Source organism: Halomonas sp. 3D7M, from assembly GCF_014897885.1.
Lineage (GTDB): Bacteria > Pseudomonadota > Gammaproteobacteria > Pseudomonadales > Halomonadaceae > Vreelandella.
Genome location: NZ_JABUZF010000212.1, coordinates 22,374 through 36,630 on the forward strand (window position 1 = coordinate 22,374; position 14,257 = coordinate 36,630).

Here is a 14,257-nt window from a genome sequence, read left to right on the forward strand (position 1 = left end):
TTAGATTTGCTGACCAAATACACCGCCAGCCATTTGTTGAATTACGCCCAGCCCGTTGAGGTGCTGCCGTTTTTCAACCTAACGCTGCTGCACAATACTGGCGCTGCGTTCAGCTTTTTAGCGGACCATCCCGGCTGGCAGCGCTGGTTCTTTGCGCTGATTGCCATTGGTGCCAGCATTGGCTTAACCGTCTGGCTTTCCCGCGTTAAGGCCGATGAAAAGCTGCTGGCCGTGGCGTTGCCGCTGATTATTGGCGGTGCCCTGGGTAATCTGTATGACCGTTTAGTACATGGCTATGTGGTGGACTTTTTATCGTTCCATGCCGCTGGTTGGTACTATCCTGCCTTTAATGTGGCGGATATCGGCATTACGCTGGGAGCGGTGGGGTTAATTTGGGAGTCGATAATGGGTGATCGACGTCGTAAGAAAGCCGCGCTACAGCAGCGTGATTGAAAGCCATAGAGTGACGAGTGAGGAACCATGGACTACCTAATTGATGATGGTATGGAGATTACCCTGCACTTCACGCTGAAGCTGGAAGATGGCACGGTAGTCGATTCCACCAAAGAGAAAGCCCCGGCGACGTTCCAGTATGGCGACGGTAACTTGCCACCTGGTTTCGAACACCCGATTAAAGGGATGGCCGCAGGCCAGAGCGGGTCGTTTCAAATCACACCTGAGCACTCCTTTGGGCAGCATAACCCGCAAAATATTCAAACGCTGAAGCGCGCCGATTTCGGTGATGAAGCGCCAGAAATCGGCATGGTGATGTCATTTGCTGATAAAGCGGGAACGGAATTGCCTGGCGTGGTCAAAACCATAGATGGCGACCGTGTGGAAGTGGATTTTAATCATCCGCTAGCAGGTCGCACGTTGACGTTTGAAGTCGATGTGCTGAACGTAACGCCCATCACCAAACACTGATTTTAAGCACTCGTTTTCATTTAACCGGCGATGCAAGTTGCATCAAGGCGCTTTTATGCAGTCATCAGAGTCCTCTCAGCCAATACAGATCAAGCTGGCGAACCCGCGCGGTTTTTGTGCTGGCGTGGATCGCGCGATCGACATCGTCAACCGCGCGCTAGATGTCTTCGGTCCGCCCATTTACGTACGCCACGAGGTGGTACATAACCGCTTTGTGGTTGAAACATTGCGCGAACGTGGCGCGGTGTTCGTTGAAGAGCTGCATGAAGTGCCTGACGACGTGATCGTGATTTTCTCGGCTCACGGTGTCTCCCGTGCCGTGCAACAAGAGGCTGAGCAGCGTGGTCTCAAAGTCTTCGATGCGACCTGTCCATTGGTTACCAAAGTGCATTTGGAAGTGTTGCGTTATGCTAAGCGCGGCCAAGAGTGCATTTTGATTGGTCACGAAGGTCATCCGGAAGTCGAAGGCACCATGGGGCGTTACGACACTTCTCACGGTGGCCAGATTTACCTGGTCGAAGATGAGCAGGACGTGGCGAAGTTAGCCGTCAATGACCCGTCAGCGCTGGCGTTTGTGACTCAAACCACGCTCTCGATGGATGACACCGCTAAGGTGATTGATGCATTGCGGGAGAAGTTCCCAGAGATCCAGGGGCCACGCAAAGATGATATCTGTTATGCCACTCAAAACCGCCAGGATGCGGTGCGTGAGCTAGCGGCAGATAGCGACTTGGTGTTGGTCGTCGGCAGCCCCAATAGCTCCAACTCTAATCGCCTGCGCGAACTTTCCGAGCGGATGGGCACGCCTGCCTATTTAATCGATAATGCCGACCAAATTGCGCCAGCGTGGCTAGAAGGTGTTAGCCGTATTGGTGTCACCGCCGGGGCCAGTGCGCCAGAAGTGCTGGTGAAAGGTGTTATCGACAAGCTGCAAACGTTTGGCGCAGAGGTGCCTGTTGAGCTGCAGGGCCGCGAAGAAAATATTACCTTCTCTATGCCGAAAGAGCTGCGTGAGCAGGTGATTGTAAGCGACTGATGCAAAGCCTATCGGTTTGCGACATACTCAGCGTATGGGCCAACTGATACAGGAGCGCGTTCAGTGCCTTTGCCTTTTGCTAACCGTGCTGGGCGCCAGGAAGCTCGTCAGCACGGTTTTACGCTCATTGAAATGCTGATTGCCGTCGCTATCATTGGCATAGTGGCGGGCATTGCCTACCCCAGTTACACCCGCTATGTTGAGCGTTCGCTACGCACAGATGCCCATGCTGGCCTGTTGCAGGCCGCCGCCGAGCTTGAGCGCTGCTACTCCCGCCAATACGCTTATGCCGACTGCTCATTTACTCCCTCTTCTCCCGATGGTAATTACATGATTACGGCCGATGACGGCAGTGAGGACGATGGTGGGTTTTTACTGACGGCGGCAACATCTCAAACTGACGGTTGTAACAGCGATATTCAATTTAATGCGCGGGGCGAGCGCCTGCCTGAGGCGTGCTGGTAAATGGTTAGGCAAAGCGGCCTTTCGCTAATCGAGGCGCTTATCGCGCTGGTGATTTTAGCGTTTGGGCTGATAGGCGTTGCCGCGATGCAGGTGACAGCACTGCAAAGCGCTAGTGCAGGCTACACGCAGTCGCTAGCGAACGTCGCAGCGGTAGATGCCCAAGAGCGGATATGGGCAGCACTTTCCTCGTACCAAGACTGTGACACGATTCCGTTAGCCACCATTGAGTCCGCATGGCACAGCCATTGGTTTGCAGGTCAACAGGCGGCGCTTGGCTATGCCCAGGGGCAAGAGAGTCGTATTGAGCGCCAAGGCTGTCGGTTTGATGTGGTGGTGCGCTTGCGGACTGAGCCTAATGAGTCCGACGATATCTTCAACTACGTGTTCCAACTTCCCAACCAGCCGTAAAGGTGGGCCTGCCATGGATGTGCAGCGCGGTTTTACGTTAACAGAACTACTGGTCGCCATGGCCATTGGTATGGTGGTGATTCTAGGTGCTGGACAGCTTTTCTTAAGCACCTTTCATACGTTTAAGCAGGTGGATCAATTGGGGCGGAATCAGGAAGCGCTTCTTTACGCGGCGACATCGATTACCGACACCCTACGCAGGCACGGCGCTACCGACTCAAACGGAGCGCCTTTTTTTCGCTTGCAGTGCGTGGTAATTGAGTCTGGCTGTCGCTGCACGGTTCAGGATATGCAGGAGGCTCAGCCGCTGGTCACCTTTGATTATGACGCTGGCGCTAGCTGTGAGCGGGATGAACCGCTTGGAGCACCCGCCACCAATGGGGTTAGCGTGGTGTCACTGCCATTAGGTCGGCAAGGGGCCAATATCGATTTCCACGTTACCCATCGAGAGGCTGTTCTGCAGCCTACGTTTTCGGCTAGCCCATGAGATGTATGGAGTGTGAGCAAGGAGGCGATATGCAGCTTAGACCGCGAACGCAGGAGCAGGGCGCTGCGCTAGTTGTGGTGATGGCACTGTTAGCTAGCGCGTTGATTATTGGCGTTATCTGCGTTCAATCTGCGTTTGTGGATGAACGCTTAGCGAGTAATTACCGGGCGTCGACGTTAGCGCAAATGCGCGCTGAAATAGCCGCCTCGCAAGCAGTGGCTTCTTTTAGTGAATTGGAGTGGGGAAGCAACGTGCTCACCATCAATAGCGATCAAACTCTCCGCTGGGAAGATGTCGTAGCGCACCCATTAACCACGCTGCTGGGCGATGACTGCGAACACGATAGTTGCTTATTTACGCCCATTGAGCGTGACGGCCAACCTTGGGTAGTGGCGTTAGGTGCGGTTATTACTAATGCCAATACCGATAGTGAAACGTTACTGGCGCAGAGCCTACCTGTATTTATCAAAGTAGAGGAGAGTGAGGAAAGCCATCAGACACAGGCGACGGTAGTTTGGCATTAAGTGTACAATGACTTACCTTTTTTGACCTTTATCCAGCTGGATCCACACTATGAGTCAGACAGCCAAAACCCGCGTGCTGACCGGGATTACCACGACCGGAACGCCACATCTTGGTAACTATGTGGGGGCTATTAAGCCTGCCATTGAGGCAAGCCAAGACCCCAATGTACAGTCGTTTTACTTTCTTGCTGACTATCACGCGCTGATCAAATGCCAAGATCCGAAGCGTGTGCAAGAGTCGCGTCTGGAAATTGCCGCCACGTGGCTTGCGCTAGGGTTAGATACCGATAACGCCATTTTTTATCGTCAGTCGGATATCGCTGAAATTCCCGAATTAATGTGGATGCTGTCTTGTGTATGCGCCAAGGGGCTGATGAACCGCGCCCACGCATACAAAGCAGCGGTCGCTGAAAATGAAGAAGCCGGTGACCAAGACCCTGATAAAGGCGTCACCATGGGCTTGTTCGGTTACCCGGTGTTAATGGCCGCCGACATCTTAATGTTTAATGCCAATAAAGTGCCGGTAGGGCGCGACCAGATTCAGCACATTGAAATGGCGCGTGATATCGCTGGACGTTTCAACCACATGTTTAAAGGCCAGTATTTTGTTCAGCCTGAAGCCGTTGTGGATGAAAAAGGCGAAGTGTTGAAGGGCTTGGACGGTCGCAAAATGTCCAAAAGCTATAACAATACGATCCCGCTTTTCTCCAGCGAGAAAAAGCTGCAGAAGCTGGTGCGCAAAATCAAAACCAATTCACTGGAACCCGGTGAGCCCAAAGACCCAGACACCTGCACGCTGTTCCAGATATTCTCAGCGTTTGCCAGCAATGAGGAAGCCGCTGCACTACGCGAGCAGTACGTGGCAGGGATTGGCTGGGGCGACGCTAAGAACCAGGTGTTTGATTACTTGAATGCGCACTTAACCGCACCCCGCGAGCGTTACATCGCGCTCATGGAAGACCCAGCACATATTGAAGCGGTGCTGCAAAAAGGTGCTGATCGCGCTAGAGAAGAAGCCGCCGTCACCATGGATCGCTTACGTTCCGCGGTAGGCTTAGGGCGCTTTGTTTAATATTCTTTAAAAGCATATGCACTGCTGAATAAAGAATTTCCAGCGTTCTACAGCCAGCGTTAGGCTTCTCATTATTGTCCAACTCAGCCAAGCGCCTGTTTCTAACAGGCGCTTTTGGCGTTGTTAGAAGGTGAGCTATGTCGACGATTTCTGCAGTGGCACCTAGTCAGAACCGGGTGCCATTACTCTCAACGGCAGCCATCGTGCTGGGCGCGGTGATTATCGGTGTGGTGTTTGGCGCCAATATTGGTCTCTTAATGATTGTTGGCGGCTTGCTTGGGCTGGTGCTGTATCACGCGGCATTTGGCTTTACTGCTGCTTGGCGGGTATTTATCACCGAGCGGCGGGGCCGTGGTTTGCGTGCCCAAATGGTGATGCTGGCGATTGCAGTGGTGCTGTTTTTTCCGGCGTTAAGCGCCGGTTCACTGTTTGGCACCAGCGTGAGTGGTTTTGTTGCGCCGATTGGTATTTCGGTCGTGGTGGGGGCGTTTATCTTTGGTGTGGGCATGCAGTTAGGTGGCGGATGTGCGTCGGGCACGCTGTTTACTGCAGGTGGTGGTAATGCACGAATGTTAATTACGCTGCTGTTCTTCATTGTTGGGTCGGTGATTGGTTCAGCGCATTTTGCGTGGTGGCAGAGCTTGCCAGCGTTTCAGCCTGTGTCGCTGGTGAATGCAGCAGGTGCTGGCGGTGGTATTGCGATTAGCTTGGTGCTGTTTGCGACGATTGCTGCGTTTACTGTGATTATGGAAAAGCGTCGTCATGGTCACTTGGAGCAGGCACCGCTGGTCGATAAGCCTGGCAGTCAGCGCTGGTTAACGGGTCCGTGGCCGTTGATTACTGGCGCAGTGGCGCTAGCGCTACTCAATTTCGCAACGTTAGCCCTTGCTGGTCGCCCTTGGGGCATTACCTCTGCGTTCGCGCTGTGGGGTGCGAAAGGGTTTGAACTCGTTGGTGGCGATGTCAGTCAGTGGGGTTATTGGCAAGCGCCGGGTAATGCTGCGGCATTAGAGGCGAGTGTATGGAGTGATATCACGACGGTGATGAATGTTGGCATCATGCTGGGGGCGCTTGCCGCCGCGAGCCTAGCTGGGCGCTTTGCTCCCAACTTCCGCATCCCGTTTAAATCCCTATTAGCAGCTGTTATTGGTGGCGTCATGCTGGGGTATGGCGCACGGCTGGCATTTGGTTGCAATATTGGCGCTTACTTCAGCGGTATTGCCTCTGGCAGCTTGCATGGCTGGCTATGGATGGTTGCGGCGTTCGCCGGCAACATGGTGGGCGTTAAGCTGCGGCCGTTCTTTTTTAACGGTGTTGAAGGCCGCCAACCTGCTGCTAAAAGCTGCTAGTGGTTGATCAGTTTTAATGCTTTTTATGAACGCCTTGGTAGCTACCAAGGCGTTTTTTTATTGCCATTATTTATGTCCCTCCCACCTTTGTCGTACTAGCATGTTACATTATGCGAAACGCCGCCAACGCCCAGCGTTGCTGCATTGCAATAGCAATCGACATAAAAAGAGAGTGCCTATGTCTACGAAGAGTAAACGCCCCCTGTACATTCCTTACGCCGGTCCTTCTTTGCTTGAAATGCCGCTATTGAACAAAGGCAGCGCGTTTACTCAAGAGGAGCGGCTAGCGTTTAACTTGATTGGTTTATTGCCGCAAAAAGTGGAGACCATTGACGAGCAGTTGTCGAGAGCATATCGCCAGTATCAACAGTGTCATAGTGATTTAGAGAAGCATATTCATCTGCGTGCCATCCAAGACGACAATGAAACGCTGTACTTTCGCTTGGTCTCTCAGCATCTAGAAGAGATGCTACCGATTATTTATACCCCTACGGTTGGGCAGGCATGTCAGGAGTTCTCTAATATTTATCGCAATCACCGGGGGCTGTTCATCAGCTATCCGGATCGCGAGCATATGGACGATATCCTGCGCAGTGCCACCAAGGATAACGTTAAGGTGATTGTTGTCACCGATGGTGAGCGGATTCTAGGGCTGGGTGATCAGGGGATTGGTGGGATGGGCATTCCCATTGGTAAGCTGGCACTTTATACCGCTTGTGGTGGTATTAGCCCCGCCTATACGTTGCCGATTATGATTGATGTGGGCACTAACAATCAGGCATTGCTGGACGACCCTATGTATATGGGCTGGCGTCATGAGCGGGTTAGCCAGGAAGAGTACGATGCGTTTATGGGGGAATTTATTGCCGCTGTAAAACGTCGCTGGCCGAACGTTCTGCTGCAGTTCGAAGACTTTGCCCAGGCCAATGCGGTACCGCTTTTAGAGCGCTACCGTGACGATTTATGCTGCTTTAATGACGATGTGCAAGGTACCGCATCAGTGGTAGTGGGCACCTTAATGGCGGCGTGCCAGGCCCGCGATGAAACGATTGCCCAGCAGCGCGTAGTGTTTGTTGGTGGCGGTTCGGCAGGCTGTGGTATTGCTGAGCAGGTGGTCGTGGCCATGCAGGCAGAGGGGCTGACTGAAAGCGAAGCACGGGCGCGAATATTTATTGTTGATCGAGATGGATTGATGACCACTGATCAGCCTTGGCAGCGGGATTTCCAGCGCCGTTTGGCCCACGATTCGGAGCTGGTGGCTAACTGGAATGGTCAGGGGCTTGAAGAAACCATTGCCCAAATGAAACCAACGATATTGATTGGTGTGTGCGGCAAGCGCGGTATTTTCACCGAACAAGTGGTGCGTACCATGCACGCGGGCTGCGAACATCCGGTGATTATGCCGCTGTCGAACCCTACTTCTCAGGCAGAAGCGGTACCCGAAGATGTGATTCGCTGGACCGACGGCCAAGCGCTAGTCGCGACTGGCAGCCCTTTTGCACCGGTGGTGTATAACGGCCGCACCTATCCAATTGCCCAATGTAACAATGCCTATATCTTCCCCGGTATTGGCTTAGGTGTGATTGCCGCGAATGCTAATCGCGTGACTGATGAAATGTTGATGAGCGCCTCTCGGGCGCTGGCGCGCGAAGCGCCGCTGGTTAAGGAGGGCAAGGGCGCACTGCTACCGCCGTTGTCGCGGATTCGTGATATTAGTAAATCGATTGCCTTTGAAGTCGCAGCCCAGGCCCAGCAAAACGGCGTGGCGCTTAAAACAAGCGGCACCGAATTACGTGAGCGTATCGAGAGAGCGTGCTGGTCGCCCGAGTATCGTGCTTATCGCCGCAGGGCCTTCTAAGCTTAATAGCGAGAAGCCAAACAGCAAAACCAGGGCGCAAAAAAAAGCCCCCACCATGGTGGGGGCTATGCAAGCATTGGTAGGTTTTGCCTTTAAGCTGCGCCGATCATTTTGCGCAACACGTAGTGAAGGATACCACCGTGGCGGTAGTAAGCCAGCTCATTGACGGTATCAATTCGGCACTTGGCATCAACGGTGCGTTCCCCATCGTCATTTTTGATGACAATTTTTACGCTGCCCCCTGGGCTTAAATCGCTTAAGCCAGCAATTGATATTTCTTCATCACCGGTCAAACCAAGCGTTGCACGGCTTTCACCTTCAGGGAACTGCAGCGGTACCACGCCCATTCCAATTAGGTTTGAGCGGTGAATACGTTCATAGGACTCGGCGATAACCGCGCGCACACCTAATAAGCGGGTGCCTTTTGCTGCCCAGTCCCGTGAAGAGCCGGTGCCATACTCTTTACCAGCAATCACCACTAGGGGAGTGCCTTCCTCCTTATATTTCATGGCAGCATCGTAAATCGCCATTTGCTCGCCGCTGGGAACGTGGCGGGTTTCACCACCAACAACCCCGTCCAGAATTTCATTTTTAATGCGCACGTTGGCAAAGGTGCCACGCATCATTACTTGATGGTTACCTCGACGTGAGCCGTAGGAGTTGAAGTCGACGGGCTTAACGCTATGCTCTTGCAGATAACGACCCGCAGGGCTATCGGGTTTGATAGAGCCGGCCGGGGAGATATGGTCGGTGGTCACCGAGTCGCCTAGCAGGGCTAACACTCGGGCGTTTTCAACATCTTCAATGGCGTCCGGCTCACGCTCCATGCCTTCGAAAAACGGCGGGTGCTGAATGTAGGTCGATTCAGGCCACTGGTAAACTTTGCTTTCAGGAACGTTGATCGCTTTCCAGGTATCGTCGCCTTCAAATACCGCACCATACTCTTTGCGGAACATCTCGGTGTTGACCTGTTCAACGGCAGTGGCGATATCTGCTTGAGAAGGCCAGATGTCTTTGAGATAAACCGGGTTGCCGTCATTGTCCTGGCCAAGCGGGTCGGTCGTTAAGTTGCACTGTACGTTACCGGCTAACGCATAGGCGACCACCAAGGGCGGTGAGGCGAGCCAGTTTGTTTTGACTAGCGGGTGCACACGGCCTTCAAAGTTACGGTTGCCTGAAAGCACCGATGCCACGGCAAGGTCGCCGCTGTTGATCGCTTTTTCGATCTCATCGGGCAGCGGGCCGGAGTTGCCGATACACGTCGTACAGCCATAACCCACTAAGTTAAAGCCCAGTGCATTCAGGTCATCGCTTAAGTTCGCGGCTGCTAAGTAATCGGTCACCACTTTGGAGCCGGGGGCAAGCGAGGTCTTAACCCAAGGTTTCGTGGTAAGCCCCTTTTGGAGTGCATTACGTGCCAGCAGCCCGGCTGCCATCATGACGCTGGGGTTGGAGGTATTGGTACATGAGGTGATAGCGGCAATTACCACGGCACCTGGATCGAGGCTGAAATCCTTATCGTTAAGTTTAACGGTTTGGCTGGTGTCATGTTTAAAGCTGCGTTCAACCCCTACCGCAGTTTGACCGCCTTCCGAGGAGAATTCCCCGTTTGCGGTTGTGTCCGCGCTGGCGTCCTCTTGCATGAACTTGTCAAAGGCGGCGGCCATGTCTTTCAGTGCCACACGGTCTTGGGGGCGTTTCGGGCCAGCAAGACTCGCTTCTACCTCGTCCATGTTGAGGCTGAGGGAGTCGGTAAAGATCGGCTCATCGCCAGGTTCGCGCCATAAGCCCTGCGCCTTGCTATAGGCCTCTACCAACGCAATTTGGTCATCTTCACGGCCGGTAAGGCGCATGTAGTTAAGCGTTTCGTCGTCTACAGGGAAAAAGCCACAGGTCGCGCCATACTCTGGTGCCATATTGGCAATAGTGGCACGGTCGGCCAACGGCAAATCTTTAAGGCCATCACCGTAGAATTCAACAAACTTACCTACCACGCCTTTTTTGCGCAGCATTTCAGTCACGGTAAGCACCAGATCGGTGGCGGTAATGCCTTCGCGCAGTTTGCCGTTCAGCTTGAAGCCAACGACTTCTGGAATCAGCATCGAGACCGGCTGGCCAAGCATGGCGGCTTCCGCTTCGATACCGCCGACGCCCCAGCCAAGTACGCCCAGGCCGTTGATCATAGTGGTATGGGAGTCGGTGCCGACTAAGGTGTCCGGGTAGGCAAACGTCTGGCCATCCTGCTCTTTTGTCCACACTGCGCGACCCAGGTACTCGAGGTTAACCTGGTGGCAAATGCCGGTGCCGGGGGGGACAACGCTAAAGTTGTCGAACGCTTGCTGGCCCCAGCGCAGAAACTCGTAGCGCTCACGGTTGCGCTGCATTTCGATATCGACGTTTTCTTGAAACGCGGCAGCATTGCCGAACTTGTCGACCATCACCGAGTGGTCAATAACCAGATCAACAGGGGAAAGCGGGTTAATGCGGGCGGGATCTTCGCCGAGCTTCTCAACGGCAGCGCGCATAGAGGCAAGGTCTACAACCCCTGGCACGCCGGTGAAATCTTGCATGAGGACGCGGGCAGGGCGGTAGCCTATTTCACGGCTTGATTTGCCCTCTTTTTGCCAGTCCACTAGCGCCTGAATGTCCTCTTGATCAACACTTTCGTCATCGCCAAAGCGCAGCTGGTTTTCGAGCAGAATTTTGAGCGTTTTGGGTAGCCGGTCAATGTTGCCGAGCGCGTCGGCGGCTTTTGGCAGGCTATAGTAATGATACTGCTGGTTGCCTACTTCTAGCGTGGTGAGCGTATCGGGTATCTTGCCCATTGGTCTCTCCTATGATTGCTTGGCCTTAAGCGAATTGCTGATCACAATTTGCTGATCGCAATGCTTAGGCGCGACGGTCACTGCTTTGCTTTAATGTGGCTTATCCCCAGTATGGCTTATCTTATTAATAGCACATGGGTGTTTCACCCCCGGCTTTCAAGGCGTCTTCGCCTAATCGCGAAGGCTAACCCTTGTAATTGCTTGTACTTGACGCCATTTCAGGCAGACTCTCTTGCAAACGATATCTGCTCAATTGTGACAAAGGTGGTGTCATGGAAACGCGTCATGAACGTTTAATTATTCTTGGTTCCGGCCCTGCCGGGTATACGGCAGCGGTTTACGCAGCCCGTGCTAACTTAAAACCGCTGCTGATTACCGGCCTGCAGGCAGGTGGCCAATTGACCACCACAACCGATGTCGATAACTGGCCCGGCGACGCACAAGGTGTTCAGGGGCCAGAGTTGATGGAGCGCATGAAGCAGCACGCTGAGCGTTTTAATACGGAAGTGTTGTTCGACCATATCAATGAGGTCAGCTTAGGTGAGAAGCCGTATACCTTAAAAGGGGACAGCGGCATTTACACCTGTGATGCGCTGATTATTGCCACCGGTGCCAGCGCACGCTATCTGGGCTTGCCAACCGAGCAGCAATTTATGGGGCAAGGGGTGTCTGCTTGCGCTACCTGCGATGGCTTCTTTTATCGCAATCAAGAAGTGATTGTGGTGGGGGGCGGCAACACCGCTGTTGAGGAAGCGCTGTACCTTTCAAATATCGCCTCTAAGGTTACTTTGGTGCACCGTCGCGACACGCTGCGCGCCGAGAAAATCCTCCAGGACAAGCTGTTTGAGAAAGTTGAAGCAGGAAAAATTGCCCTTGAGTGGTTCTACGAAGTGGACGAGGTGTTGGGCGATAACAGCGGTGTGACGGGCGTGCGCGTTAAGTCGACTAAAGATGGTTCTACCAAAGAGATTCACGCGCCCGGCTTGTTCATCGCTATCGGTCATAGCCCTAATACGGGGATTTTTGAGGGCCAGCTGGACATGAATGGCGGCTATATCAAGGTGACATCAGGCCTTGAAGGCAATGCTACCGCTACCAGCGTGCCAGGCGTCTTTGCCTGTGGTGATGTGATGGATCATATTTATCGTCAGGCGATTACCTCTGCAGGCAGTGGTTGCATGGCAGCGCTAGATGCTGAGCGCTATCTGGATGGCATCGCCTGAGTTAGCCGTGGTTAAACGCCTGTCGCGATCAACAATCGGCGGGCGTTTCATCGATGCGCAGGCGCCCCAGTCGGCTGAGCACGAGCACTTTTCCTGGAGCGCTTGCCGCACATATATAAAAACGGCCATTGAAGCCGTTTGCGTGGCCAAGCGTGCTATAGCTCACACGCCGCCTGTTACGATTATAAGTGACGGTAGTTGCCTGCTCCTTAGGAAAGACACGAACGACATCGCTGCTGGTTATTTGATTTATCGCGTCCCCCTTGATGACCAGTAGCGCATTACTCCAGTCGCTGGTGCAGCTGTTTCTTTGCTGATTGGTTGGGCAAACCGTGGTCGTTTTACGCTGCGTGATGGCTGTGTTGCGAGCCAGCGAAAAGGCAGACTGCAATCTGTTAATATCGGCGGTAACGGCTGTGCTTCGGCCAAGTGCTTGAAAATTTGGCACTCCCCAGGCGGCTAAGGCTGAAATAAGCAGAAGAGCAATAATAAGTTCGATCAGGGTAAAGCCTTGGATACGCGTGTGTGGAACGCCGTTATTGTTAGCTGGCATGATGGCTCCAGGCGTGTGTTTTTTCTACAGCCTACCTCGCGGTGATCGTTTTTTATGTAAGCCAAAGCGGACAAACGTTGTGAGCAATTTCTTAATTATTGGCGGTGGCGTGATCGGTATGATGACGGCACTGCAGCTAGCAGATGCTGGCCAGCAAGTTACTTTAGTGGAGCGCGGCATTTGCGGGCAGGAGTCTTCTTGGGCAGGTGGCGGCATTGTCTCGCCGCTTTACCCATGGCGGTATGCGCCGCCCATCTCGCAACTTTCGCGCTGGTCAGAGGGCGTGTATCCCACGTTGTCGCTACGCTTGTTGGAAGAAACCGGCATTGATCCTGAATATCGCCAAAAAGGGCTGCTCTATCTCAACGTTGATGATGCGGACACTGCGCTTGGCTGGGCGAGAGGCTTAGCCAAGCCGCTGGAGCGTGTTAGCGCTGAGTTTGTGCGTCAGAAGGAGCCCATGGTGGCAGCAGCGCAGGAGAGTGCGTTGTGGATGCCGACACTTGGCAGTGTACGCAACCCACGCCTTGGGCAGGCGCTGCGCGCTCGGCTGCTGGCAATGCCGAACGTTGTGCTGAATGAAGGCTGTGAGGTAAATAGTTTTATAACGCATGACCAACAGGTGTTGGGCGTTGCGACCGCGCAAGGGGAGCTGCGCGCTGAAAAGGTGGTGGTATGTGGTGGCGCCTGGACAGCCAAGCTGTTAGAAAGCTTAACGATTCGCCTGCCGGTACGCCCCGTAAAAGGCCAAATGATTGCTTATCAAGCGCCGCCAGGATTGGTGCAGCGCGTGGTATTGAAAGATGGTCGCTATATTATCCCGCGTAGTGATGGGTTGCTGTTGGTAGGCTCAACCTTAGAAGAAGCGGGTTTTGATAAAACGACCGATAGTGAAGCACTGGCGTCACTCAAACAGACCGCTGAAAGTATTGTGCCTGGGTTGTCAGATCACCCGGTTGCTTATCATTGGGCAGGGTTGCGCCCTGGCTCCCCGGACGGCATTCCATTTATTGGGGCGCTGCCAGGATGGTCCGGTGTTTATGTCAATGCGGGCCACTACCGCAATGGGTTAGTGCTTGCACCTGCGTCTACCCACGTATTGGTTGATCAGCTATTAGGGCGTGAGCCACTTATCGACCCAGCACCCTTTCAGCCGACGGTAGATCGATTAATCACGGATTTGGCATAGCTGATGGCTGACGTTGTCTATCGGTAGCGGTTTTAATCGCGGTTCTGCTTATCTTGTTGCTCTTGCAAAAAACGATCCCGATGAGCGCTTGAGCAAAACCACTGTTCGCTATCGCGTAGGGCTTCTTCTTCCGGAACATGGACATCGCACCAGCGGCAGCGCACCATTTGTCCGCCTTCATGGCGTTCGGGTTCACTCTGTTGGTGGGAAAGTTTGCGCTCTCGGTAGAGACCATAAAGTTTCAGGCCCACATAGAACAGCACGGCAAAAATAATCAGCCGAATGATCAAAAGGTTCATCCTCTATGACTCCCATGGTGGGATGTAATAATAGCTAGAGTAACA

15 protein-coding genes are annotated in these 14,257 nt (G+C 53.5%); 12 read left to right on the forward strand and 3 right to left on the reverse strand.

What is annotated here, in order from left to right; all coding sequences use genetic code 11:
- The 10 genes from lspA to INT22_RS12155 form a co-directional block, all read left to right on the forward strand.
- Positions 1–453: signal peptidase II (gene lspA / locus INT22_RS12110; protein ID WP_193068285.1), on the forward strand; the 453-nt coding region annotated here is incomplete at its 5' end.
- Positions 454–480: 27 nt separating this feature from the next.
- Positions 481–924 (forward strand): FKBP-type peptidyl-prolyl cis-trans isomerase, encoded by a 444-nt coding sequence (gene fkpB, locus INT22_RS12115; protein WP_038478384.1) that lies wholly within the window; start codon positions 481–483, stop codon positions 922–924.
- Positions 925–979: 55 nt separating this feature from the next.
- Entirely contained in the window at positions 980–1,960 is a 981-nt protein-coding gene (gene ispH / locus INT22_RS12120; RefSeq protein ID WP_038478382.1) for a 4-hydroxy-3-methylbut-2-enyl diphosphate reductase, read from the forward strand.
- A gap of 63 nt (positions 1,961–2,023) precedes the next feature.
- On the forward strand, positions 2,024–2,425 hold the full coding sequence (locus INT22_RS12125) for a type IV pilin protein (protein ID WP_193060807.1): 402 nt from the start codon (positions 2,024–2,026) through the stop codon (positions 2,423–2,425).
- The gene (locus INT22_RS12130; RefSeq protein ID WP_193060808.1) at positions 2,426–2,833 is read left to right on the forward strand and encodes a type IV pilus modification PilV family protein; all 408 of its coding nucleotides are present in this window, start codon (positions 2,426–2,428) and stop codon (positions 2,831–2,833) included.
- A gap of 13 nt (positions 2,834–2,846) precedes the next feature.
- Complete coding sequence (locus INT22_RS12135) at positions 2,847–3,320, forward strand: PilW family protein (RefSeq protein WP_193060809.1); 474 nt, start codon at positions 2,847–2,849, stop codon at positions 3,318–3,320.
- Positions 3,321–3,349: 29 nt separating this feature from the next.
- A complete protein-coding gene (locus tag INT22_RS12140; RefSeq protein ID WP_226912668.1) occupies positions 3,350–3,844 on the forward strand; it encodes a pilus assembly PilX family protein in 495 nt (164 codons plus the stop codon).
- Positions 3,845–3,893: 49 nt separating this feature from the next.
- Positions 3,894–4,916 carry a tryptophan--tRNA ligase gene (locus INT22_RS12145; RefSeq protein WP_193060811.1) on the forward strand — a complete coding sequence of 341 codons (1,023 nt, stop codon included), beginning with the start codon at positions 3,894–3,896 and terminating at the stop codon, positions 4,914–4,916.
- Between the two features lie 137 nt (positions 4,917–5,053).
- The gene (locus tag INT22_RS12150) at positions 5,054–6,265 is read left to right on the forward strand and encodes a YeeE/YedE family protein (RefSeq protein ID WP_193060812.1); all 1,212 of its coding nucleotides are present in this window, start codon (positions 5,054–5,056) and stop codon (positions 6,263–6,265) included.
- Between the two features lie 178 nt (positions 6,266–6,443).
- Entirely contained in the window at positions 6,444–8,123 is a 1,680-nt protein-coding gene (locus INT22_RS12155; RefSeq protein WP_226912669.1) for an NAD-dependent malic enzyme, read from the forward strand.
- 92 nt (positions 8,124–8,215) lie between these two features.
- Here the strand turns inward: INT22_RS12155 and acnA are convergent, their stop codons facing one another.
- Positions 8,216–10,948 (reverse strand): aconitate hydratase AcnA, encoded by a 2,733-nt coding sequence (acnA, locus tag INT22_RS12160; RefSeq protein ID WP_193060814.1) that lies wholly within the window; start codon positions 10,946–10,948, stop codon positions 8,216–8,218.
- Between the two features lie 272 nt (positions 10,949–11,220).
- Between acnA and trxB the strand changes: the two genes are divergently transcribed.
- Positions 11,221–12,171, forward strand: a complete 951-nt coding sequence (gene trxB, locus INT22_RS12165; RefSeq protein ID WP_193060815.1) for a thioredoxin-disulfide reductase — start codon at positions 11,221–11,223, stop codon at positions 12,169–12,171.
- Between the two features lie 28 nt (positions 12,172–12,199).
- Here trxB and INT22_RS12170 read toward each other — a convergent pair whose 3' ends face one another.
- Entirely contained in the window at positions 12,200–12,724 is a 525-nt protein-coding gene (locus INT22_RS12170) for a GspH/FimT family protein (RefSeq protein ID WP_193060816.1), read from the reverse strand.
- A 79-nt stretch (positions 12,725–12,803) separates the two neighbouring features.
- Between INT22_RS12170 and thiO the strand changes: the two genes are divergently transcribed.
- Positions 12,804–13,913 (forward strand): glycine oxidase ThiO, encoded by a 1,110-nt coding sequence (gene thiO / locus INT22_RS12175; protein ID WP_193060817.1) that lies wholly within the window; start codon positions 12,804–12,806, stop codon positions 13,911–13,913.
- 32 nt (positions 13,914–13,945) lie between these two features.
- Here thiO and INT22_RS12180 read toward each other — a convergent pair whose 3' ends face one another.
- Positions 13,946–14,212, reverse strand: coding sequence for a PP0621 family protein (locus tag INT22_RS12180; RefSeq protein WP_038478351.1), 267 nt, complete (start codon positions 14,210–14,212; stop codon positions 13,946–13,948).
- Between the last annotated feature and the right edge of the window lie 45 nt (positions 14,213–14,257).